The 24,077-nt window shown below is 62.0% G+C and carries 19 protein-coding genes; 11 read left to right on the top strand and 8 right to left on the bottom strand.

From position 1 onward, the window contains the following. Positions 1–99: 99 nt before the first annotated feature. The 3 genes from BEN47_RS06920 to BEN47_RS06930 form a co-directional block, all read right to left on the bottom strand. Complete coding sequence (locus BEN47_RS06920; protein WP_070726623.1) at positions 100–1,917, bottom strand: glycoside hydrolase family 15 protein; 1,818 nt, start codon at positions 1,915–1,917, stop codon at positions 100–102. 105 nt (positions 1,918–2,022) lie between these two features. Then, a complete protein-coding gene (locus tag BEN47_RS06925; RefSeq protein WP_070726625.1) occupies positions 2,023–3,117 on the bottom strand; it encodes a mechanosensitive ion channel family protein in 1,095 nt (364 codons plus the stop codon). 145 nt (positions 3,118–3,262) lie between these two features. Next, a complete protein-coding gene (locus BEN47_RS06930; protein ID WP_070726628.1) occupies positions 3,263–4,708 on the bottom strand; it encodes an amidohydrolase in 1,446 nt (481 codons plus the stop codon). A 441-nt stretch (positions 4,709–5,149) separates the two neighbouring features. On the opposite strand from BEN47_RS06930, the gene BEN47_RS20185 reads away from it, so the two are divergent. From BEN47_RS20185 to BEN47_RS06940, 3 genes are all read left to right on the top strand, one after another. Further along, positions 5,150–5,347, top strand: a complete 198-nt coding sequence (locus BEN47_RS20185; RefSeq protein ID WP_083322200.1) for an integrase core domain-containing protein — start codon at positions 5,150–5,152, stop codon at positions 5,345–5,347. A 418-nt stretch (positions 5,348–5,765) separates the two neighbouring features. Further along, on the top strand, positions 5,766–5,981 hold the full coding sequence (locus BEN47_RS22840) for a hypothetical protein (RefSeq protein ID WP_204378287.1): 216 nt from the start codon (positions 5,766–5,768) through the stop codon (positions 5,979–5,981). A 609-nt stretch (positions 5,982–6,590) separates the two neighbouring features. After that, entirely contained in the window at positions 6,591–6,782 is a 192-nt protein-coding gene (locus BEN47_RS06940) for a hypothetical protein (protein WP_070726629.1), read from the top strand. Here the strand turns inward: BEN47_RS06940 and BEN47_RS20880 are convergent. Beyond that, entirely contained in the window at positions 6,769–7,086 is a 318-nt protein-coding gene (locus tag BEN47_RS20880; RefSeq protein WP_125921550.1) for a hypothetical protein, read from the bottom strand. The genes BEN47_RS06940 and BEN47_RS20880 overlap by 14 nt on opposite strands. A 387-nt stretch (positions 7,087–7,473) precedes the next feature. Between BEN47_RS20880 and BEN47_RS06950 the strand changes: the two genes are divergently transcribed. Further along, positions 7,474–8,721, top strand: coding sequence for a tyrosine-type recombinase/integrase (locus BEN47_RS06950; protein WP_083322202.1), 1,248 nt, complete (start codon positions 7,474–7,476; stop codon positions 8,719–8,721). A 57-nt stretch (positions 8,722–8,778) separates the two neighbouring features. Beyond that, a complete protein-coding gene (locus BEN47_RS06955; protein WP_125921551.1) occupies positions 8,779–9,465 on the top strand; it encodes an IS630 family transposase in 687 nt (228 codons plus the stop codon). Positions 9,466–9,710: 245 nt separating this feature from the next. Here BEN47_RS06955 and BEN47_RS22845 read toward each other — a convergent pair whose 3' ends face one another. Together BEN47_RS22845 and BEN47_RS22005 are read right to left on the bottom strand one after the other, a co-directional pair. Further along, a complete protein-coding gene (locus BEN47_RS22845; RefSeq protein WP_369073813.1) occupies positions 9,711–10,616 on the bottom strand; it encodes a glycoside hydrolase family 3 C-terminal domain-containing protein in 906 nt (301 codons plus the stop codon). Further along, on the bottom strand, positions 10,502–12,121 hold the full coding sequence (locus BEN47_RS22005) for a glycoside hydrolase family 3 protein (RefSeq protein ID WP_317039480.1): 1,620 nt from the start codon (positions 12,119–12,121) through the stop codon (positions 10,502–10,504). Before BEN47_RS22005 ends, BEN47_RS22845 begins: the two co-directional genes overlap by 115 nt. A gap of 317 nt (positions 12,122–12,438) precedes the next feature. Here BEN47_RS22005 and BEN47_RS06965 point away from each other — a divergent pair, with 317 nt between their 5' ends. Next, a complete protein-coding gene (locus BEN47_RS06965; RefSeq protein ID WP_083322204.1) occupies positions 12,439–14,715 on the top strand; it encodes a glycoside hydrolase family 3 C-terminal domain-containing protein in 2,277 nt (758 codons plus the stop codon). Between the two features lie 32 nt (positions 14,716–14,747). On the opposite strand, the gene BEN47_RS06970 is transcribed toward BEN47_RS06965, so the two are convergent. Beyond that, positions 14,748–15,581, bottom strand: coding sequence for an IS982 family transposase (locus tag BEN47_RS06970; RefSeq protein ID WP_070726635.1), 834 nt, complete (start codon positions 15,579–15,581; stop codon positions 14,748–14,750). A 475-nt stretch (positions 15,582–16,056) separates the two neighbouring features. Here BEN47_RS06970 and BEN47_RS06975 point away from each other — a divergent pair, with 475 nt between their 5' ends. The 5 genes from BEN47_RS06975 (at position 16,057) to BEN47_RS06995 (ending at position 23,005) form a co-directional block, all read left to right on the top strand. Then, on the top strand, positions 16,057–18,243 hold the full coding sequence (locus BEN47_RS06975) for an RICIN domain-containing protein (protein ID WP_070726637.1): 2,187 nt from the start codon (positions 16,057–16,059) through the stop codon (positions 18,241–18,243). A gap of 250 nt (positions 18,244–18,493) precedes the next feature. After that, positions 18,494–19,942: a glucuronate isomerase gene (gene uxaC / locus BEN47_RS06980; protein WP_070726638.1), complete on the top strand. Its 1,449-nt coding sequence runs from the start codon at positions 18,494–18,496 to the stop codon at positions 19,940–19,942. Next, positions 19,935–20,978 (top strand): sugar kinase, encoded by a 1,044-nt coding sequence (locus BEN47_RS06985; protein ID WP_070726641.1) that lies wholly within the window; start codon positions 19,935–19,937, stop codon positions 20,976–20,978. Before uxaC ends, BEN47_RS06985 begins: the two co-directional genes overlap by 8 nt. Before the next feature lie 28 nt (positions 20,979–21,006). Then, positions 21,007–21,684 carry a beta/alpha barrel domain-containing protein gene (locus BEN47_RS06990; RefSeq protein WP_070726642.1) on the top strand — a complete coding sequence of 226 codons (678 nt, stop codon included), beginning with the start codon at positions 21,007–21,009 and terminating at the stop codon, positions 21,682–21,684. A gap of 4 nt (positions 21,685–21,688) precedes the next feature. After that, positions 21,689–23,005, top strand: coding sequence for an MFS transporter (locus tag BEN47_RS06995; protein ID WP_070726643.1), 1,317 nt, complete (start codon positions 21,689–21,691; stop codon positions 23,003–23,005). Positions 23,006–23,034: 29 nt separating this feature from the next. Here the strand turns inward: BEN47_RS06995 and BEN47_RS07000 are convergent, their stop codons facing one another. Then, positions 23,035–24,051: a LacI family DNA-binding transcriptional regulator gene (locus BEN47_RS07000; protein WP_070726645.1), complete on the bottom strand. Its 1,017-nt coding sequence runs from the start codon at positions 24,049–24,051 to the stop codon at positions 23,035–23,037. Positions 24,052–24,077 lie beyond the last annotated feature (26 nt).

Consider the following 24,077-nt stretch of genomic DNA (forward strand, 5'->3'; position numbering starts at 1 on the left):
ACCGTGCTCCGCGACGACGGCTCAGTCTTTTGAATTAGTGGTGGCACGCGAGATGCTTCGGCAAGCTCAGCATGACGTTTTGATTCAAGAACACGGACCCTAAATAAAGTTAGGCTTGTCCAGCTTCTTGGCGATGCGGAAGGCGGCGTTCATCAGGCCTACGTGGCTGTAGGCCTGCGGGAAATTGCCCCACTGCGAGCCGGTGCGGGCGTCCACGTCCTCGCTGAGCAGGCCCAGGTGGTTGGTATAGCCCACCAGCTTCTCAAACTCCCGAATGGCGTCGTCCACACGGCCCACGCAGGCCAGGGCCTCCACGTACCAGAAGGAGCAGATGAGGAAGGTGGTTTCGGGGGTGCCGAAATCGTCGGGGTGGCGGTAACGGTAAAACAGGCCCTCGGGGGTCATCAACTCTTTTTCCAGCGCAGCCAGGTGGGTATGGGCCAGCTCCGATGATGGGTCGAGGTAGCCCATCAGGATGAGCTGCAGGGTGCTGGCGTCGAGGTGCGTGGAGCCGATGGCATTGGTGTACACGCCGCGCTCGGCGTCGAGGCAGGCCTCAATGCGGCGCTCGGCTTCGAGCTGCAGCTTGGTGGCCAGCGCCTCCATCTCAGCGTTGCCCAGCTTGAAGGCTACCTGGCGGGCGGCGTGGCAGCCGGCCCAGTGAAAAAGGTACGTGTAGCAGTGGTACTGCGCAATGTGCCGGAACTCCCAGAGCCCGGCATCGGGCAGGTCCATGGTTTGCTCAATGAGGTGCAGGGCCTCGTACACCAGCTTTTCGGGCGCGGTGCGCTCGGGGTCCACAAAGCGCTGGTCCACGTAGAGCGGCAGCAGGGCCACCAGCACCTGCCCGTACACGTCGTTCTGAATGTGGGTGTAGGCATCGTTGCCGATGCGCACCGGCTTGTTGCCCAGGTAGCCTTCCAAATCCAGCTCCTGCTCCACCAGCGCCGACGTGCCGCTAATGCCGTACAGCGGCTGGTATTTGTCCTTAATGTTGGTAGAAATGTTGGTAGAAATGTTGGCGATGTAGTGGAAGTACCGCTCCATCTCCTCGAAGTGGCCGATGTTGCTGAAGGCCGTGAGGATGTAGTAGGTGTCGCGCATCCAGCAGTAGCGGTAGTCCCAGTTCCGGGTGCTGCCGGGGGCCTCGGGCAGGCTGGTGGTGGTGGCCGCAATGATGGCGCCGGTGTCTTCGTACTGGTGAATTTTCAGGGCCAAAGCCGACCGGATGACCTGTTGCTGAAAGAAGTCACCGATGCTAGTGCTCTTTATCCATTTGCGCCAGTAGTCCACGGTGCTGCGCAAAAACTGCTCAGCCGTGCTTTCCAGCGGGGCCTCCAGCGGCGCGCCGTAGGTGAGCACCAGGTACTTGGTTTCGTTGAGGGCAAACTCGTCGCTATCCAGCACGTAGGTGAGCGGGATGTTGGTAGTGAGGCGAATTTCCTCTTCCAGGCCCAGAAACGCAATGTGGTTGGAGCTGCGGCGGCGGTGCAACTCCCGGGTGCCGTAGTCGCCCACGGGCTGGCACACCACCCGAATGCGCGGGGTCCCGTCCAGCGGCTCCAGCTTCCGGATAAACATCAGTGGCTTGTAGTACCGCTCGTACTGCGAAAAGCGCGGCGCAAAGTCCGTGACGCGGTAGCGGCCCTCCGCCGTGGTGATTTCCGTGCACAGCACGTTGGTGTTTTCCCGGTAGTACTGGTGCGATTCGAACGCCTGGCCGCGCGCCGGGCATACGCTATACTCGCCGCCCTTGCGCGAGTCCAACAGGCTGCCAAACACGAAGCTGCTGTCGAAGCGCGGCCAGCACAGCCAGGCCACCGACGTGTCTTTGCGAATGAGGCCCAGGAAGGCGCAGTTGCCCACCAGACCCATGTCGTAAGTGTGCTTGGTGAGGGAAGGAGGAATTGCAGTCATAGCAGGAAAACGAGTACAGCAGCGGATACTAAAAAGCCCGGCAGTCACCTGTCGGGCTCTTAAAAATACGGGCGAACGGGGGTGGGGTTGCCGGCGCGGGGCTGCCTAACCCCATTCGCCCGGCCCGGCCGGGCCCGGCGCGCCGTCCAGCCGCGCCCGGATTTTGGGCAGGCATTCCGGGTACTGCTGCTGCACAAACGCCACCAGCTGCTCCCGCACGGCGCAGCGCAGCTCCCACATTGCGCTGGCGTCGGCGGCACTCACCAGGGCGCGCAGCTCCAGAGTGCTTTGCTTGGCATCGGTGACGTGCAGCACGCACGCGCGCTTGTCCCAGAGCGGGTGCGCTTTCACTATGCGCTGCAGCTCGGCCCGAATGGCCTCCACCGGCACCGTGTAGTCTACCTGCAGGTACACCGTCCCCATTATTTTGGCGCTGTTGCGGGTCCAGTTCTGGAACGGCTTTTCGATGAAGTAGTTGAGCGGCAGCACCAGCCGGCGCTCATCCCAGAGGGCCATCACCACATTGGTGAAGGTAATTTCCTCCACCCGGCCCCACTCGCCCTCCACCACCAGCACGTCATCGATGCGCAGGGGCTGGGTGAACGCCAGCTGAAAGCCCGCCAGCAGGTTGCTGATGGAGCGCTGCGCGGCAAAGCCAATGATAACGCTGGCAATGCCCGCCGAAGTGAGCAGGCCCGTGCCCACGCGCCGCACCGTGGCAAAGCTCATGAGCACCAGGGCCACGGCCACGAAAAAGATGAGCGACACCACCAGCTTTTTCACAAACTGCAACTGCGTGAACAGCTTGCGTATCTGCAGGTTGTCGCCCCCAGACAATGAGTAGTGCGCCAGCACCAGGTCCTCGACCACCTCCAGGGCGCGCATCAGCCCCCAGGCAAAGCTGGCGATGAATGCAATTTCCACCACCCGCCGCAGCAGCTCAAACGGCCGGGCTTCCAGGGGCACAAGGGGCAGCAGCAGCGACAGCAGCAGGATGGGAAAAAAGTAGCTCACCGGGTGGGCCAGATGCCGCCGCACCGAAGCCACCAGCAGGGAAGCCTGCCGCCGCTCGTAGGCCCGCAGCACCACCGCAATCAGGTATTTCAGCAGCAGGCCGCCCACCACGCTGCCCACCACCACAAGCACTCCCACCATGGTGTCGGGGAACTGCTCCATCCACTGCTGCACCTTTTCTAGCATACCGCGCAGGCCTTGTTTTTTACGTCAGGCGGCCCGTCCGTTTGTACCCCCGCCCCGCGGCAAAGGTTGGCTATGTGAAAGTTGCGAGGCAGGAGGCGCTTACCATCAGCCGGTTGGCCGGCGGGAGGCAAGCCGTGCCGCCGCGCTAGTCGCGGTAGTTGAGGGCCGGCTTGCGGTCGCCCAGCAGCGGCTTGTACACGTAGGTGCCCACGTCCTGCTTGAACTCGGCGGTTGCTTTTTCGAGCAGGTCTGGGTTGGTGAATAAGTCGATGGCCGTCAGGGTCATGGTTTTGGCGGCCACCATCATGCCCTTGGAGCCAATTTCCTGCCCGCTGCAGGCCACGGCCTGCCAGCTGTGGGCCGGCGTGCCCGGAATCCAGGTGGCGGCCAGCAGGCCCACGGTGGGTACCGCAAAGCTCACGTCGCCCACGTCGGAGCTGCCGCCCCCATCCGTGACGGCGAAGGGCTGCACGGTGGCCGCCTCTTCCACGGGCGGCGCCGCAAAGCCCAGCGAGGCCTGCAGCTGCTTGCCCACGGCCAGCTCCTGCGGGCTGTAGGTCACGCCGCCCACCTGCTCCAGGTTGAGCTGCAGGGCCCGGGCCAGGGTCTCGTTGAGCAGCAGTTCGTGCGTGCCGCCAATGATTTCGTAGTCCACGGTGGTGCCGGTGCCCATGGCAGCACCCTCGGCCGCCTTCACCACGCGGGCAAATGCGTCCTTCACCTCCGAGCGGTTGGGGTGGCGCACGTAGTAGTACACCTCCGCAAATTCGGGCACCACGTTCGGGGCCTTGCCGCCGTTGGTGATGATGTAGTGAATGCGGGTTTCCTGGGGCAGGTGCTCGCGCATCATGTTCACCATGTGGTTCATGGCCTCCACGCCGTCGAGGGCGCTGCGCCCGCGCTGGGGCGAGGCCGCCGCGTGCGACGCAATGCCGTGGAAGCGGAATTTGGCCGAGCTGTTGGCAATGTAGCTGGCCATCATCGAGCGGTTCTGGTTGCTGGGGTGCCAGTGCAGCACCGCGTCCACGTCCTTAAACAGGCCGGCCCGCACCAGGTACACCTTGCCGCTGCCGCCCTCCTCGGCCGGGGCGCCGTACACCCGCACCGTGCCCTTAAACTTGCCGTCTTTCATCAGCTTCTTCAGCTCGATGCCCGCCGCCACGCTGGCCGTGCCAAATAAATTGTGGCCGCAGCCGTGTCCGGCGTCGATGCCGGCCACGGGCTTTTTCTCGGCCCCGGCCTGCTGCGAAAGCCCCGGTAGCGCATCGTATTCCGCCAAAATCCCAATCACCGGCTTGCCGCTGCCGTACGTAGCCACAAACGCGGTGGGAATATCTGCCACGCCGGCCTGCACCGCAAAGCCGTTGTCGCGCAGCGTCTTCTGCAGCAGGGCCGAGCTTTGGGTTTCCTTGTAGCCCACTTCGGCGAAGCCCCAAATGCGCTGGGCCACTTGCCGGTACTCGTTGTAGCGGCTTTGCAGGTCCTGCTGGGCCTGCGCCTTCATTGCCTCCACATCGGCGGGCGGCGCCGTGGGCTGCGCGGCCAGCAGGCCAGCACTCAGCAGGCAAACGGAGTAGATGATTTTTTTCATGTCAGCATGCGGGAACGAGGCCAGGAATTGATGAGAGCAAATTGCTCAAAGCGAAAGTAGCATCATTCCGGCCGCGCACAAGCGGCTGCAGAAACTAAAGTATGTAGGTGTAAAACCCCAGAAGGGGTGCTGTATTTTCCGGGCTGGAATTTTGCACGCACCTATGGTAGAATTACTTTACGGCAGTTATTGGACAACTGCGGCAGTAACCCGGAGCCGGCGGAAAAGAAATTCAAGAACTACCCCATTTGCTACCTGCACGTGGATTTTGCCGAAGCGCGGACCGAAGCGTGGACCTAAGAAGGACAGGTGTACTTATTCGTTGCCATCGACCGCACCAGCTTCGTGGCCTTCGCCGAGTTGCAGCCGCGGGCCATGAAGCTGCTGGTGGATGACCTTCTGCGCTAGGTCTCGGCGGCTATTCCGTAAACAGCGAACCAAGTGCTGACCAACAACGGGACGCAGGTCGGCAACATGCCCCACCAAGTGTACGCCTGGCGGCACGTTTTCAACCGCGCCTGCGACGAGCACGGCATCGAGCACCGCTTCACCAAGCCCGCGCACCCGTGGACCAACGGCCAGGTCGAGCGCTTCAACCGCACGCTCAAAGAAGCGACCGTGAAGCGGTACCACTACTAAACCACTGAACAGCTCAACGAGCACCGGCAAGCCTTTTTGCTGGCCTACAACCACGGCAAGCGCCTCAAGCGCCTGCGGGGCAAAACACCCCACGAATTCATTTGCCAACAATAGCACCTGAATCCCACTATCTTTATCCGTGACCCCACCCGGCTCACTTTGGGACTGTACACTTGGTGGGGTGTGATTAACGTACGGGTAGTATGATACCCACGACTCAGTTATGTGGACGGTGCGCCAGCGACCAAGTGCACAAGAACGGAAGTAGCAGGGGGCGGGCCACGGGTGTCTCGCGCATGACCGTAGCCAAACTGGCAAAAAAAGCGCGAAAGCCAAGCCCGCCCTTGCCTCGACTGCAGCCGAAAAAGCCCAGCGGCTGGTATGGAAGGCGCTTGAACTGGATGAAATGTGGGCTTTCATGGGCCGCAAAAAGCGCAAAGTCTGGCTGTGGCTGGCCGTTGAGCGGGCTAGCCGGCGGGTTGTGGCCCTAGGTACTGGGCCGGCGCGACGCGACCACGGCCCGGCGCTTGTGGCTGGCGCTGCCCCGGCGCTAACGCCGCTACTTTTCCGACTTGTTTCCGGCTCACGTTGGCGTGCTGCCGCTTTGGCGGCACCGCCGCTGCCCGAAGGGTGACGGCGGCACGAGCGTCATCGAAACCCTGGGCTGTTCCCTGCGCCAGCGCTGCGGTGTGCTCGTGCGCAAATCCTGCTCCTTCAGTAAAAAGCTGGAAATGCACACTACCCGAATTAAAATTGTCATTGAAAATTACAACTTACACTGCCTTAGACCATCGCCAAAAGGATAATAGATATACCATCAAAATATATTAAAAATAGTTTGTTTTTTGAACCTCTGTGAGGTGCCTCGTCAGTCTCTTGGTAGCAGTAGTACTTGTCAACCAGCGGTTTCAAACAGAATAATGTTCTGCTACATGCTGCTTCTGTTGTTAGTACAGACAATAGCGCTCTAGCTTGGTTGCGGCGGTTGGTGAGCGAGCGGGCGGGCCGTTTTGGCTGGTCGGCAGGGCGTCTCCAGTTAGACAACTCATCCGAAATGAGTAACTTACACCGCTTGTAATTATTTAGCAGGCTATAAAAGGAGGATTGCTTCCTTGTAAAGCAAATGTGAGTACTTTGTTTATAAAAATAAGCACTATTCTATTTATTAATACTTGCAGTCGAGCTTGCTTTGTTGATTATCAGGTGTCAAATTTGAATTACTAACCTTCAAAACCGATATGCTATGGTTGACAATGACTCGCTCCTGACTACCGAATGCGGACGCCGCCGCATGGTTGAGGTTATCCTAAGAATTACGAAAGGCACCCGCATCGAGCCCAAGCCCTACGAGCAGATGCTCTTGGACCAATTTGTGCGCGGCGAACTGACGGTTGACCACGTCCTCATCCTGCTTAACGCCGTCAACTTCCGTTGACGCGGGATGCCAGTAGCTTACCCAAATAGGCTACGGCATCGCAGCGCTTGTTTGGACAAGCAATTGGCAGCTTAATACCGAGAATTCCGTTCCTGCTGCACCGCCTAACAGGCAATTGCCGAGATTTAGCACTAAAAAAGCCCATTTCCAGTAAGTAAATGGGCTTTTTCATGAGTCCGAAACGCTGGCTGCTGCGGCCCGAGATGCCGCTGGTGTAGAGCGTGGCGGCGGCGCGCTTGTCAGGGGCCAGGTAAGCGGCCGCCCGCTGCACCAGCCCCAGCTCAGGATGAGCCAGGGTGTTCAATTTCTTGACGCGGTTGCGGGCTTGGACCAGCACCTCGCCCCCGCCCCCGACCAAGAGGGAGCCGAACGGCTTGTCGCCTGCTTGCAGGGCCTCAGTGGCCAGCCCCAGGTAGTGGCGCAGTCACAAATGCAAAACAAAAAGGCCTTCCAGGTATCTGGAAGGCCTTTTTTAGTAGTCCGTAGGGGAATAAAACCTATACCCATTCTGATAAATATCTTAACGGGATTTTTCTGCTAAACCCCCTTTTTCATGCAATGGGCGCGTATTTCAGATAATAAGCTTTGAGTGTTATGTAATGTTTTTCGTTTTGATACGGAATGTTTGTACCCTATGCTGTACCCTATGGTACGAATTCCATACCTTGAGCATTTAAAATGCTCTTGAGTCATGGCAACTGTTTCATATCACTTGAAAGAGCCCGGTGGTGACAAACCCACAGCCCTTTTTATCTGGTTCAATCCTCAAAACGGGCAACCCCGCATCCGCATTTATACCGGTGATAAAATTCATCCTGACCAGTGGGAAGGAGGTGATGCGCAGCGGGCAAAAACCCCCAAGCGCGGGCCCGAAACAGAACGTAACAAAGCAATTAATACTAATAACGAACGCATGGCGAAGCGGCTACTGGACCACTGGGCGCAGTGTCGGGCCGCTGGCAAATTGCCTACCGCCGAAGAACTGCGAGCCGTTGTGGAACCTGAAGTGCCGGGTACCCCTGAGCCGGAACGGTTCCGGCCACTGCCCGATTTCCTTGCTTATCTATCGAGGATGGAGAAAAAGAACAGCCCCAACACCGTTCGCTCGCACCGGACAACCTATAATCACTTGGCGGTTTTTGTGGCGAAATCCTCCCGCTCCCTGGAGTACAGCGACATGACACGTGAGTGGAAGGACCGGTTTGCCGGGTATCTGTCCGAGGAACAAAAGCTTGCTGACAGCAGCGTGAACAAGCAACTTAAAATATTAAAAGAATTTCTGGCCGACGCTGCAGACCACCAGCGTACTCCGCGTATTGATGTCAAGGGGTGGAGCTGGAAATTTGCGGAACCAGCCGTGCTGGCACTTACTACTGGTGAGTTAGCTCAATTGGAAGCCTTGACCGGGTTGCCCCCCTACTTGGAAAATGCGCGGGGGTTATGGCTGTTGATGGCCTACACTGGACTACGATACAGCGATGCTATGACTCTTCGACCCGAACACGACAAAGGCGAAACGTTGCAACTTGTTCCCAAGAAGACGACCGATATTAAAGCCACGGTGTATGTGCGCAAACCAGCCCGGGCGTTGCTGAACAAGTGGTGGGCAGGGGAATTACGCCCCATCAGCAACGCGAAGCTGAACCAGTATATCAAAGTTGTCTGTGAACTGGCTGGCATTGACGAGTTGACCGAGCAAATAACGTACTACGCCCAAACCAGTCGCCCCCACAAAGTGACCAAGAAAAAGTACTTACGCATTAGTTGCCACTCTGCCCGCCGCACGTACACAACCCTGTCTTTTGCTAAAGACATACCCCTGGAGCTTATCATGCAAGCCACCGGCCACGTTAACGCGAAGACCACCTTGCGTTATAACCAAACTACTATCGCCCGCCAAGTAGAGGTGTCTCGTCGGGCATGGGGAGAGGACGAGTAGTACCGTCTCTGGTACAATTAATGCCCTTTGTGACTTCACAAAGGGCATTTTTATTTTTTGGGGTACAAAGCGCCAGGAACTGGACAAAGACTTCTCGCCCCGGACACGCAAGCGCTTTTTAAAAAGTGTGGGGGCACATGGCGGCGCTTCCGCCACCGCCTGAAACAGGCGCAGGACCCGGACGCGTACGCCCTGAAAACGGACCAGTTGCAGCACTTGCAACAACTGGAAAAAGACGGTGCGATGGACCTGTTTTATGGCGATGAATCCGGCTTTTGCCTGACCTCGGCCATCCCCTACGGCTGGCAATTCCCCGGCGAACACGTCGCCACCCGACCCCGCCACAGCCAGCGCTTCAACGTGCTGGGCTCCTGCAACGCCACCACCAATGCGGTGCACGCCGCCGCCCGCGAAGGCCCCCTGGACACGGCCTTTGTCATCGACACGCTCGACGCCTGGGCCGCCACGCGCACCCGCCCCGCGGTGCTCGTGCTCGACAACGCCCGCATCCACCACAGCGCCGCCTTTCAGGCACGCCTGCAGCGCTGGGAAGACCAGGATGTGCACATTTTTTACCTGCCCACCTACAGCCCCCACCTCAACACAATCGAAACCCTCTGGCGCAAGGTCAAAGACGAGTGGCTGCGCCCCGAAGCCTACCTCGATTTCAAAACCCTCAAAACCGCCGTCTGGCACATCCTCGACCGGGTCGGACAACAATACTCCATCCGGTTTACAATCTGACATCCACTAAATAAATTTGATTCAGCACTTAGGTCGGGGAAATTAGTTTAACCTTGGAAATCAAGATAAAATGCTTATAAGCAACTAAAAGTGTCGTCTGAAAGATGATATTCGACCTGCTTAATGCAAAGTAATTCTAACGACCTACTTATTGCCGGATATTCAGCCCGGTATAACATGTACTGATTGCTTCAGATACATAGTGAACGAGACAATTTCGTCTCTTCGTCATCCGGGCCGCTGGTTTATCTGGTCATGCTTTCAAATGTCTCCTTCGCCCGAATGTCGGTGGAGGAACTGCCGATGAGCACCTCGAACCGGCCGGGCTCCACCACGCGGTTCATGCTGCGGTCGAGCAGGGCGAGGTCGTCGGGGCGCAGGGTGAAGCGGACGGTTTTCTTTTCGCCGGGTTTTAGGGCCACGCGCTCGAAGCCGCGCAGCTGGCTGTCGTAGGTGACCACGCTGCTGAGCACATCGCGCAGGTAGAGCTGCACCACTTCATCGCCCGCCACGGGGCCGGTGTTGGCCACGTCCACCGTTACTTCAATCAGGGCCTGGGGGGCGGCCTGGTGGGGCGAAACCCGCAGGTTGGAGTAGCCGAAGGTGGTGTAGCTCAGGCCGAAGCCGAAGGGGTAGAGCGGGCCGTTGGCGCTGGTGCGGCCGCCGCCGTTGGGGTCGCCGGCGCTGGGCTGGCCGGCTTGCGAGCCGGGCTTGAAGGGGAAGTTGAACTCAATCTGGCCGGTACTTTTGGGGAAGGTCATCGTGAGCTTGCCGCCGGGGTTGTATTCGCCGAACAGGGCCTCGGCCACGGCCCGGCCGCCCGAGGGCCCCGGAAACCAGGCCTCCAGGATGGCGGGCACGTTGCGCTCGGCCCAGTTGATGGTGAGGGGCTGGCCGTTGATGAGCACCAGCACCACCGGCTTGCCCGTGGTGTGCAGGGCTTCGAGCAGCTGCTGCTGGCGGCCGGGCAGCTCCAGCGAGGTACGCGAGAGGCTTTCGCCCACGGCCTTGTCGGTTTCGCCCAGCACGGCCACAATCACGTCGGCGTCGCGGGCCCTGGCCACGGCCAGCGCGATGCCGCCTGCTCGGCCGCGGTGAGGGGCGTGGGCACCAGCTCCGTGTCGGGCCAGCCGGGCGACAGGGCCGCGCAGCCTTGCTCGTACTGCACGGCGATGCCCGGCCCGGCCGCCGACTGCAGGCCCTGGAGCACGGTGGTTACGGGGTTGTTCGATGGTCCGTAGCGGCTGATGGCGTGGCTGGTTTCGGCCGCCAGCGGCCCGGTGACCAGGATATTTTTCAGCTGGTTTTTTTTCAGCGGCAGCAGGCCCTTGTTGTTCTTCAGCAACACCAGTGATTCCCGGTTGAGCTGGAGCGCGAAGGCGTCGTCGGCGGGGGTGTGCACGATTTTGTCGGCCCGCTGGGGGTCGGCCACGTAGGGCTGGTCGAAGAGGCCGAGGCGGAACTTCACGCTCAGCACCTCGCGCACCCGCTGGTCCAAGGTGGCGGTGGAGAGTCGGCCGCTGGTGACCAGCGTGCGCACGTTGGTGATGTATTCGGCGGGGCTGTAGAAGTTGGTCCACACGTTCAGGCCGGCTTCCATGGCCTGCCGGGTGCCGTCCTGGAAGTCGGTGGCCACGCGGTGCTTTTCGTGCAGAAACTCCACCGCCCGGCTGTCCGACACCACGTAGCCGTCGAAGCCGTACTGCTGGCGCAGCAGCTCGGTGAGGAAGTAGTGGCTGCCGCTCACGGGCAGGCCGTCCCAGTCGTTGTAGCTGCTCATCACGCCCAGCGGGTGGGCCTCCTGAATCACGCGCCGGAACGGGTAGAGGAAGATGTCGTGCAGCTCGCGCGGGGCCACGTGCGGGTCGGTGCGGGCGTTGCCGTCGCGCCCGCCCTTGGGCACGCTGTACACGGCATAGTGCTTGAGCGTGGCGGCCACGCCCTGGCTCTGCACGCCCAGCACCATCTGCTTGCCCAGCTCGGCGATGAGGAAGGGGTCCTCGCCGTAGCACTCCACCACCCGGCCCCAGCGCGGGTCGCGGGCGGGGTCGAGGATGGGCGCGTACACGTTGGTGTAGCCCAGGGCCTTGGCTTCGCGGCCCACAGTTTCGCCGGCCCGGCGCACCAGCGCCCGGTTCCAGGTGCTGCCTGTGGCGATGGGCGCGGGCAGGGGCGTGGCGCGGTCGTGGCACAGCCCATGGATGCCTTCGTTGGTGAAATCAACCGGGATGCCCAGCCGCGTTTCCTCCACAAACCAGTGCTGAATGGTGTTGATGGCCGAAGCGTGCCGGCTGAACGGGTAGGAGTACTTGGTCTGGGCTTTCCCCGTCTCCCGCAGGCTGTTCAGCTCCTCATCGATGTTGGCGATGCCGTCTTTCCAGATTTCGTTTTTCCAGTTGGGCGTGGGCATTTCGTCCTTCAGCACCCGCCCGTAGCCGTAGAGCGTGGCCAGCTGGCAGGATTTTTCGGCCAGTGTCATCTGCCCGAGCAGGTCATCGAGGCGCTTTTCCAGCGGCTGTGTTACGTCCTCGAACACGTCGCGCCGGCCGTTTTTGTTGAAGTCCGTCCAGCCTTTGTGGTAGATGCTCTTTTGGGCCTGCGCCGTGAAGGCGGCGGCCAGGGCCCCAAAAAGTAGCCCAAGAGTACGAATGTGCATGGCGGGAATGAACGACTAGTTGACGAGGAGAAGTTGGCCCGCAAGTACACGAAAGCGGCCGGCGCTGGAAAGGCCCAGCCGGGCACCCGTCCCCATTTTTCACGCAAACGTTTACGCAAAAAATTCTGGCCGATAAGCCCCTTCAGAGAATCGACCATTGGCCGGGTACTCTACCTTTCCTCCGCGGCACCGTCCGGCAGTCGGGAGCCAGCCCCGGGCACAACGCCGCTTCACCGGCTTGACTGCCCGCTGAATTGCGTGGGTGAAGTTGCCGGCTGGCTTCCTCCACGGCCAACGCTTCTCTTGTACCCATCCGCATGCCTTTCGCTTCCTTCCGACTCGTAGCCCTGGCCGGCGCGGCCCTGTGTGGTGCCGGCACCGCCTTCAGCCTGGCCCAACCCCACGCCCCGTTTCCGCCGAAACGTCCCGCGTTGCTGGCCAGCCAATCACCCCCCCTCACCGCCAACGACGCCGCGGTGGAAGCCCTGCTGAAGAAGCTGACGCTGGAAGAAAAAATCAAGATGGTGCATGCCAATTCGGCGTTTGCCTCGGGCGGCATCGAGCGCCTGAGCATCCCGGAGCTGATGACCTCCGACGGGCCCCACGGCGTGCGCCCCGAGCAGGGCCGAAACTGGAAGCCCGTGGACAACCCGCACAACGCCAGTACCTACCTGCCCACCAACAACGCCCTGGCCGCCACCTGGAACCGGGAGCTGGGCTACGCCTACGGGGCGGTGCTGGGCCGCGAGGCCAATTTTCGCGGCAAGGATGTTATCCTGGGCCCGGGCATCAACATCATCCGGGCCCCGCTCAACGGGCGCAACTTCGAGTACCTCAGCGAAGACCCCTACCTGGTGGCCCAGATGGCGGTGGGCTACATCCGCGGGGTGCAGGACCAGGGCGTGTCGGCCTGCGTGAAGCACTACGCGGCCAACAACCAGGAAATCCACCGCAACGACATCGACGTGAACATGAGCGAGCGGGCCCTGCGGGAAATCTACCTGCCGGGCTTTCGGGCGGCCGTGCAGCAGGGCGGCGCGTACGCGCTGATGGGCTCGTACAACAAGTTCCGGGGCCAGTACGCCACCGAAAATGCCTACTTGGTAAACGACATCCTGAAAGGCGAGTGGGGCTTCAAGGGCGTGGTGATGAGCGACTGGGGTTCGGTACACAACACCCAGGATGCCCTGCGCAATGGCACCGACCTGGAAATGGGTACCGATTTGAACATGGTCTACAAAAGCACGGCGCAAACCGTGGAAGGCTTCAAGCCCGAATTCACTCCCGCCCTCTACGACCAGTTTTTCCTCGCCGCGCCGGCTTTGGCAGCCATCAAAAAAGACCCCCAGCTGCTGCCGCTGCTCGACGACAAAGTGCGGCGCATTCTGCGGCTGATGTACGCCACCAACATGCTCGGCCCGGTCAAGCGTCAGCCGGGTGCCCACAACACCGCGGCGCACCAGGCCACCGCCCTCAAAGTAGCCGAGGAAGGCATCGTGCTGCTCAAAAACGACGGCCTGCTGCCCTTGAAGAAAACGGTGAAGACCGTGGCCGTCATCGGGGCCAACGCGACCCGCGAAAACGCCGGCGGCGGCGGCAGCGCGCAGCTGCGGGCCAAGTACGAAGTCACGCCGTTACAGGGCCTCAAATACGAATTGGGCAGTACGGCCACCATCACCTACGCCGCGGGTTACAAAATTGCCAAAGGCCAGCAGGCCGACCCTGCCCTCATTTCCGAGGCCGTGGCCGCCGCCAAGGCGGCCGAGGTGGTCGTGTTCGTGGGGGGCTCGTTCCACGGCTACGACTACACAAAGTGGGGCGATAACGCTTACGACGCCGAAGCCGTGGACAAGCCCGACCTGCACCTGCCCTTCGGTCAGGACGAATTGGTGCGGGCCGTGCTGGCCGCCAACCCCAACACCGTGGTGGTGCTGTTGGGCGGCGGGCCCATCGACGTGTCGGCCTGGGCCGCGCAAACCCGCGCCATCGTGGAAGCCTGGTACCCCGGCATGGAAGGCGGCAATGCCCTGGCGCATATCCTGTTCGGCGACGTGAATCCCTCCGGCAAGCTGCCCCTCACCTTCCCCGTGAAGCTGGAAGACTCGCCCGTAACCAAGCTGGGCGAGTACCCCAGCACGCCCGGCAACCCCCTGAAGCAGACCTACAAGGACGACATCTACGTGGGCTACCGCTACTTCGACACCTACAAAGTGGCACCGCAGTTTGCGTTCGGCCACGGCCTGAGCTATACCACTTTCAAATACAACGGCCTGACCGTGACGCCCGGCAAGCGCAGCGCCACCGTGCAGCTGACGGTGACCAACACGGGCCCGGTGGCCGGGGCCGAAGTGGTGCAGGTGTACGTGCATGACGAAAAGGCTTCGGTGAAGCGCCCCGAAAAGGAGTTGAAGGGCTTCCAGAAGGTATTCCTGCAACCCGGAGCCAGCAAAGCCCTGACCCTGGTGCTCGACGCGGAGGCTTTCCAGTATTACAGCGAGGCCAGGAAGCAGTGGGTGCTGGAGCCGGGCAGGTTTGAGGTGCTGGTGGGTAGTTCCTCGCGCGACATCCGCCTGACCGGCAGCGTGGTATTGTAAGGGGAGGCCTGGTAGCTAACCCAAGTTGCGGACTATATGCCGGCTTTGTCGATGGCGTGAACGAAGATGAACAGAACAATTTTTAGGACAAATCCTTCCGCCGTGACGGCGTGAATTTTTTTGGGAAAGCGGGCGGTCAACTGGCTGAAACAGGTTTCGATGGATTTGCGAAAGTGTTGAAGCAGAAAGTTTTCGTGCGGGGCGTGGGGCCGGGTGCTGTTCTTTTTACGCGCCGTCTGCTGGCGGTTGCCGGTGGCCTCCTCGCACAGGTCTTCGCCGGCGTAGTCCGTATAGCCGGCGTCGGTGTAGAGCACGCTGCCCGCAGGCAGGTCCGGGGCCAGGGCCCGCAGGCCGGTCTGGTCGGCCTCGCTGCCGGCGTGGACATACAACTCGACCGGTACCCCGTCCGTGGTGGCCACGACCTGCACCTTGAAGCCATAAAACCAGCACCGCTTGCTGGCGCATTTTCCGTGGTACGCCTTGCCGGTCAGTAGTTGACAGCGCGGGATGCGGGTATTGTGGCATACGGCGACCGGAAACGAGTCGATGACGTAGCGCGAATCGGTGTGCAGGGCCTTGAGCAGGGAGCCGAAGGTGGCAAACAAACCCGCCAGCGTATCGGCCAAGGCGTGTAGCTGCCGGCTGAAACCGCTCTTATCCAGGCGTTTCTGGCCCCAGTGCTGCTCCATGTAGCGCCGGCCCAGCACCAGGTTGCCCCCGAAATAGCGCGCCGCGACCAAGGCCGTGGTCAGCACTTGGGCGTCGGACAAGTGCCGGCGCTTGTCGTCCGGCCGGGCCCACACGGGGCGGGTTTTGGTCAGCAAATCATCGATAAAGCAGTACATTGCGACGGTCTGTTCTGTCATGGCGAGCGGGGCTTGAAGGGGTCGAATACTTCAAACCTAGTCTTTCCCTGCCGGAACAGATTTTTTTTGCCCCCTCCCAATAGTCCGCAACTTGGGTAGCTAAGAGGCAGCGAGACCCGCAAACGTTTACGTAACTAAACATTGCACAAAGTGTGCTTTTGCAGTAAATGTATGCCGTAATTTAAGGCATCAATCAATTGGTCAACAGCCGCTTGTTACTACTGTAACCAAGCATTGCCAGCGCCGGCGGCCATGCCCCGGCAATATCCTGCTGCCGGCGTTGCCGGTCCATACTCCCACGGGCTCCCATTGGTGGCGTGGTTGAGTGCTGTTTAAGCCGCATCCCTGGCTGCTGTAGCCCCCACTTTATGGCTTGCCCGTGTGGCCCTGGGCTGTCGGGCGGCGCGCCCTGGCCGGGGGGTGGCCCCCGGCTCTTGCTTCCTCTGGCTTTCATCCCACCCAAACCCATTTTCTCATGCGCAAAGACCGTACTTTCTACTGCGTACCCGCCACGCTTGTTCTGCCTGTCCACCGGCGGCTGGGGTCATACCGCTGGGCCCTGTTTACGCTGCTGCTTGTGGTCCTGACCCGTTTCGGGGCCGAAGCGCAGGCCATTTCGCCGCAGTTTTTCGGCATCAACTACTGGCTGCCCAACCCGTCGTCCGGGCTCACTAACGACCTAGCCAAGGCCGACCTGCGCTTTATGCGCATCGGCGGCAACGGCTTCAACACGGAAGCCTACTACAAAAGCGCGTCGAGCTACGTGACGGCCATCAACTTCGCCCGTGGGCTGGGAGCCGAGCCCATCGTGCAGATTCCGATTAAGTTGACCAAAGACCAGCTTTCGGTCTTCGTGGCCGACCTGCGCGCCTACAACATCATTTACTGGGCCATCGGCAACGAGCCCGACCCGGCCAACGAGGGCGACCCCGAGCCCAACGAGCCCGCGCTTTGGTCGTCGGGCAGCTACCGCGAGCCGCAGTTCGACTACAACTACGCCGAGTGGGTGACGCAGTACAAGGCGCTGGCCATTCGCCTGAAAAACGACCTGCCCAACTGCAAGCTCGTGGGCCCGGACTTCCGCCTGTTCTACGACGTGGTGAACCCCGGCAACGCGGGCGGCATCCCGGACTACTACACCAAGTTCCTGGAAGACGTGGGCGTGCAATACCACACCAACGCCGCCGGCCAGAAACGGCCGCTGCTCGACCACTTTGCCCTGCACTTCTACGCCGATAAGCCGGAGTCGACGATGGCAGCGCGCTTTCAGACCCTGCGCGACCTGCTCGGCCGCGTGAATGCCACCCGCCGGGCCAATGGCGCGGCCACCGACATCACCATCGCCGTGACGGAGGTCAACGCCTTCAACCAGATGAGCGACGCCACCGGGATGAAGGCTTGGCAGTTCAAGGCCGGGCAGTTTATCGCCCTGATGGCCAAGCAGGTGATGCAGCAGGGCGGCCTGTGCTTCACGCCGTGGAGCATCTACGAAAGCAGCGCCGACGAAACCAAGTTCGACTACTCGCTCTACAACACCAACACGACGACCCCGAGCCGACGCTCCACCATGTGGCACCTGGCCATGCTCAGCAACAACCGCCAGGCCAACCTGATGAACGGCGCCCAGAGCGCCCAGGCCGACAACGTGGTGTTCGTGGCCATGCGCGGTCCCGGGGGCTACACCGTTATGCTGATGAACATGACGGCCGGCAGCACCTACTCCTACCGCACCTCGCTGAACGACACCTACGCCACCGGCAACGAAGCCGTAAAAATCAAGCTGCAGGGCTACACGCCGCTCACCCGCCAGCTGGTGGGCTCGCTGGGGCCGCGCACCACCCACCTCTACAAGCTCGACCCCGATGGCAACGTGCTGTCCGTGCTGCACTATGTGGTGGGCGACGCGGCCCCGCGCCAGCAGCTGTCGTTCAACTTCGTGAACGTGAACTCGCTGGCCTACGCCCGGCCCCTGGACGGCCTGGCCGGCGCCGACGTGGTGCATTACGCCGGCGACGTGTCGGCCCTGAGCTCGGCGCGCTGGCTGTTCAAGCCCGCCGCGCCCGGCTACTACTTCATCCTGAACCAGAATACCAACCAGGCCCTGCGCCCCAAGGGCGCCACCGACGCCGAACGCCTGCAGGACAACCAGCTCATGGGCCAGGAAATGCTGGATGAGGCGAACATCAAATACGACTACCTGATGTGGGACGTGCAGTACACCGGCAGCGGCGGGGTATACCGCCTGCAAAACCGGCGCAGCCAGAAGTACCTGCGCACCCAGAACGGCTCCCTGCTCAACAATGCCCCCCTGGTGCAGAGCACGCTCAACACCGCCTACACCTCGCAGCAGTGGCGTTTCGACGCCGCTGATGCCGCCAACAAGGTGCTGCAGGCCCGCGGCAGCGGCGCGGCGCTGGCCACCGCGGCCGGCTCGGCCACGGGCCTACTTGCTTACCCCAACCCCACGACGGACCGCCTCACCATTGTGGGCGCGACCGGCGGCAGCCAGGCCACGCTGCGCGACGCCACCGGCCGCGTGTGTCTGACGCAGGCCTTGAATGGGCTTGGTCAGCTTGACCTGCAGGCCTTGCCTCGGGGCCTCTATTTCCTGACCGTGACCACGCCCGAAGGCACGTTCCGCCAGAAAGTAGTGAAGGAGTAACGGGCTGACTGAATCTTATTAAGACGTCGTGTCGGGCTATGCCCAGCGCGACGTCTTGTTTTGTGGGGTGCTCAGATAGTGTCGCAAACGTTTTCGTAGATATATCCGCTGGTTTTTCGGGTTCTACGGGGCAATTCGCTCATCTTTACCAGCCTGTTTCTGCCTGTCTCCGGACCGATGCGGTCCCGAAACGGCCACATAGCTGTGGCCCGCCAGCCCTCGACAACACATTTAAAGCGTGAGGACATCCATGAAAAAATCCTTCCTCGACGATAACTTCCTGCTGCGCACGGCCACCGCGCAGGCGTTGTACCGCGACTATGCGCAGGGCCTGCCCATCATCGACTACCATAACCACCTACCGCCCGACCAGATTGCTGAAAACCGCCAATTTGAAAATTTGACGCAGGTGTGGCTCGCGGGCGACCATTACAAGTGGCGGGCCCTGCGCACCAACGGCGTAAACGAGCGGTTCATTACCGGCAACGCCTCGGACTGGGAGAAATTTGCCAAATGGGCCGAAACCGTGCCCCAGACCGTGCGCAACCCGCTCTACCACTGGACGCACCTGGAGCTGCAGCGCTATTTCGGGGTGACGGAGCTGCTGCACCCCGGCAGCGCCCGCCGCATCTGGGAACACTGCAACGAGCAGCTGCGCACCCCGGCATTCTCGGCGCGTGGCCTGCTGCGGCGCATGAACGTGGAAACCGTGTGCACGACCGACGACCCCGCCGATGCCCTGACGCACCACGCGGCCTGCGCGGCCACGCCGGGCGGGGTGCAGGTGCTGCCCACCTTTCGGCCCGACAAGGCGCTTGCCGTGGAGGACGTTGCCGCCTACTCGGCGTATCTGGACCGGCTGGGTGCCGCCGCGGACGTTGCCATCCGCACGTACGCCGATTTGCTGCGCGCCCTAGAGCGGCGCCACGCGGCTTTTCACGCCCAGGGCTGTCGGCTGTCGGACCACGGGCTGGAACGGCTGTACGCGGCCGAGTTCACGGCCGCGCAGGTGGAGACAGCATTCCGGAAAGTGCGCGGCGGCCGGGTGCTAAACCAGACCGAAGCCGAAGCTTTTAAGTCGTGCCTGTTGCTGGATTTAGCCCGGCTCAACCACGCCCGCGGCTGGACCCAGCAGTTTCACCTGGGGGCCCTGCGCAACACCAGCACGCGCCTGCTTCGTCAGTGGGGCCCCGACGCGGGCGCCGACTCCATCGGCGACTTTCAGCAGGGCCGCCGCCTGGCCACCTTCCTCGACCGCCTCGACGGGCAGAACCAGCTCGCCAAAACCATTCTCTACAACCTCAACCCGGCCGATAACGAACTGATGGCCGCCATGATTGGCAACTTCCAGGACGGCTCGGTGGCGGGCAAGGTGCAGTGGGGCGCCAGCTGGTGGTTTCTGGACCAGAAGGACGGCATCGAAAAGCAGCTAAATACTCTGTCGAACCTGGGCTTGCTGAGCCGCTTCGTGGGCATGCTCACCGACTCGCGCAGCTTCCTCTCGTTTCCGCGCCACGAATACTTCCGGCGCATTCTCTGCAACCTGTTCGGCACCGACGTGGAAAACGGCGAGCTGCCCGACGATTTGCCCGGCCTCGGGGCCATCATCGAGAATATTTGCTACCACAACGCCAAGGCCTATTTTGGCTTTGCCGCCGTGCCGTCGGCCACGGCCGTTCCCCGCCTGCTTCATGCATAGCACACCAGCCCCGGCTGGCCAGCCCCGGCGCGTGGTCACGTTCGGCGAAATCATGCTGCGGCTGGCGCCGCCGCTGCACTACCGGCTGGCGCAGGCCAGTAGCTTCGACCTCACCTACGGCGGGGGCGAGGCCAACGTGGCGGCGGCCCTGGCCGGACTGGGCGTGCCGGCCACGCACGTCACCTGCTTTCCGGACAACGAGCTGGGCCAGGCCGCGGCGGCCCACTTCCGGCGCTACGGCGTGGATATGACGCCGACCGTTTTTCGGGGCCAGCGCCTGGGCTTGTACTTCCTGGAAACCGGGGCCTCGCTGCGGGCCAGCAAGGTGGTGTACGACCGCGCCCATTCGGCGTTTGCCGAGCTGCAGCCGGAGTGGTTTGCCTGGGATGAGATTTTGCAAGATGCCGTTTGGCTGCACTGGACGGGCATCACGGCCGCCATTTCGGCCGGCGCGGCCGAGGCCACGCGCCAGGCCATTGCCGCCGCGCGCCGCCTGGGCCTCACCGTGTCGGCCGACGTGAACTACCGCCGTAACCTGTGGCAGTACGGCCAAACGGCGCAAGCCGTGATGACCGAACTGGTGGCCGGCTGCGACGTGGTGGTGTGCTCCGAACACGACGCGGCCGACCTGTTCGGCATTCAGCCCGAAGAAAACGCCCCCAACCGCTTCGCCTCCGTGGCCGGGCAGCTCATGCGGCGGTTCCCGCAAATCCGGCAGGTGCTGGCTACCAGCCGGGCCACCCAGAGCGCCTCGCACGAGCGCATCCACGGCCAGCTGCTGGACGCCGAGCTGGGCTACCACCAAACGTCTGCCTACGACCTGACGCCCGTGGTGGACCGCATCGGCGGCGGCGATGCCTTCCTGGCCGGCTTCATCTACGGCCGGCGGCACTACGCCACGGCCCCGGAAGCCCTGGCTTTCGCTACGGCCGCTTCGGCGCTCAAGCACACCATTCACGGCGACATCAACTTAGTGACCGTGGCCGAAGTCGAACACGTGCTGGCCGGGCACACTTCGGGCCGTTTGCTGCGCTGATTTACGCTTTTTTTATCCCACCCACGCTATGCTAGTCGCTCCGAAAAACACTGCCGTTTCCCAAGCGGCGGCCACCCTGGCCCAGGTGCTGGCCGTGCCGCTCGTCCCGGTGTTCAACCACGCCGATGCCGCCCACGCCCGGCAAATTTTGGGCGCCTGCTACGCCGGGGGCATCCGGGCGTTCGAGTTCACCAACCGCGGGGATAATGCCCTGGCGGTATTCCGCGAGCTACACTGCTTTGCGCAGCAGCACTGTCCGGGGTTGCAGCTGGGCATCGGCACCATTTACACGGCTGCCGAAGCGGAGGATTTCCTGGCCGCCGGGGCGGCCTTCGTGGTGCAGCCCGTGACGACGGCTGCCGTGGCCGCCGTCTGCCAGCGCCACGACGTGCTGTGGGTGCCGGGCGCGCTCACGCCCAACGAAGTTTACCACGCCACCGAGCTGGGCGCGCCGCTGGTGAAGCTGTTTCCTGGCAGCGCCGTGGGGCCCGACTACCTCCGTGCGCTGCGGGGGCCCCTGCCGAAAGTGAAAATCATGGTGACCGGGGGCGTCGAACCCACCGCTGCCAGCCTGGGGGAATGGCTCGGGGCAGGGGCCAACTGCCTGGGGCTGGGCTCGCAGCTTTTCAAGCAAGTAACCGACTCTCAAGCCCTGGCGACGCGGGTGGCCGAGCTGCTGGCATTTGCCCAAACTCATAAACCGTAACGCCATGCAAGCGCCCGTTGGAAAATACCGCTGGACAGTGGTGGCCCTGCTGTTCTTCGCCACCAGCATCAACTACCTCGACCGCCAGGTCATCGGGCTGCTCAAGCCCACGCTGGAAGCCCAGTTTCACTGGAGTGAAACAGACTATGGCTACCTGCAAATCGCCTTTCAGGCAGCATATGCCGTGGGGCTGCTCCTGTTCGGCACCATCATCGACCGCATTGGCACCAAGCGGGGCTATATCTACTCCATCATTGCCTGGAGCGGCGCGGCCATTGCGCACGCCTTTGCCACCACCACGTTCGGGTTTGGCCTGGCGCGGGCGGCGCTGGGGCTGGGCGAGTCGGGCAATTTTCCCGCCGCCATCAAAACGGTGGCGGAGTGGTTTCCCAAGAAGGAGCGCGCCCTGGCCACGGGCATCTTCAATTCGGGCGCCAACATCGGGGCCGTGGTGGCGCCCGTGCTCGTGCCCTGGATTCTGGGGGCCTACGGCTGGGAAGAAGCTTTTCTGATTACCGGCGCCATCGGGTTTGTGTGGCTGGGATTCTGGTGGTTTTGCTACGAAGTGCCCGCGCGGCAGCCCAAGCTGCAAGCCGCCGAGTACGCCTACATCCACTCCGACAACCCGCCGGAATCAGCCGAGGGCGACCAAGGGCCGGCCGTTAGCTGGGGGCAGCTGCTGCGCATTCGGCAGACCTGGGCCTTCATCTTCGGCAAGCTGCTGACCGACCCCATCTGGTGGTTTTTCCTGTTCTGGCTTCCTTCCTACTTCGCCAATACCTTCAGCCTCGACCTAAAAAAACCCAGTTTGCCGCTGGTGGTGGTGTACTCGCTGACCACGGTGGGTAGCATCGGGGGCGGCTACCTGTCGTCGTGGCTCATCAAGCGGGGCTGGACGGTTTTTCGGGCCCGCAAAATGGCCATGCTGCTGTTTGCCCTGCTGGTGGTGCCCATCATGGCGGCCCGCTACGCCACCAGCATCTGGCCCGCCGTGGCCCTGATTAGCTTGGCCGCCGCTGCGCATCAGGCATGGAGCGCCAACATCTTCACCACGGCCTCCGACATGTTTCCCAAGCGCGTGGTGGGCTCGGTGATTGGGCTGGGCAGCATGGCCGGTTCGGTGGGGGGCATGCTGTTTCCGCTGCTGGTGGGCTACCTCCTCGACACCGCCAAGGCCGCCGGCAACATCAACACCGGCTACAACATTATCTTCCTCATTTGCGGCTCGGCCTACCTGCTGGCGTGGCTGGCCATGCACTTCTTCGCCCCGCGGATGGAGCCAGTGCAGCTGGAAAAGCCGGTGTTGGTGGGCGCGGGCTGAAAACCCGTGGGGCAGCACCGCCTCAGCTTCTACCTCGCGGTGGAGGCCCGCGCAAACAGCTCCGATTCCAGCATGAGGCTCTGAGCGGGCAGAACGGACTTTTTCCGGGTCACGGCGCGGAGCAGAATGACGGCGGCTTCGCGGCCGATGTCGTAGGCCGGCTGCGTGATGGTAGTGAGGGCCGGGTTGAGCAGGGCCGCAATTTCCAGGTTGGAGAAGCCAATGATTTTGACCTGCTCGGGAATGCTCCGGCCCAGGCGCTGGCAGGCGTGGTAGCTGCCAATGGCCAGGTGCTCGACTGAGGCGAAGATGCCGTCGATTTCGGGCCGGCGCTCCAGCAACTCCTTAATCAGGGTCGCGTTGCGCTCCTGGTCGTTGCCGCCGCTTAGCACCAGGTCTTCGTCGTAGGGCAGGCCGTGGGCCTGCAGCGCCGCCGCGTAGCCCTGCATGCGGCTGCGGCCGATGGACAAGTTGCCCGATACCAGCAAGTGAGCCACGTGCCGGCAGCCGGCTTCGAGCAGGTGCTGGGTGGCGCGGAAGCCACTCTCGTAGTCGTTGGTGGTGACCTTTGCCGTGCTCACTTCTTCGCACACGCGGTCGAAAAACACAATGGGCAGCTTGTTTTCCTGCAGCTTGTGCAGGTGCGCGAAGTCCTGGCTGCCGCTGGCCACCGACATAAGCAGCCCGTCGATGCGGCCACCGGTGAGGTATTGTGCAATGGCTACTTCGCGGGCATAGTCGTCGTGGGTGAGGTAGATGATTACGTGGAAATCGTGCTGGCGCGCCACTTCCTCGATGCCATTGATGGCCAGCGAAAAGAAGTGGTTGTTGACTTCAGGAATGACCACCCCGATGGTCTTGCTCAGGTTGCGGCGCAGGCTGCTGGCGTAGGCATTGGGCTGGTAGTTGAGTTCGGCAGCCAGGGCGCGCACCCGCTCTTTGGTTTGAGGCGACACCTCGTGGCTGTCCTGCAACGCCCTGGAAACCGTGGCAATGGACAGGTTCAACGCCTGAGCCAGGGATTTGAGGTTTACAGCAGGCGGCATGGCAACAGCAGGTCGGCTAAGTACAA

It is taken from the genome of Hymenobacter lapidarius (assembly GCF_001816145.1).
In the GTDB taxonomy this organism is placed as follows: domain Bacteria; phylum Bacteroidota; class Bacteroidia; order Cytophagales; family Hymenobacteraceae; genus Hymenobacter; species Hymenobacter lapidarius.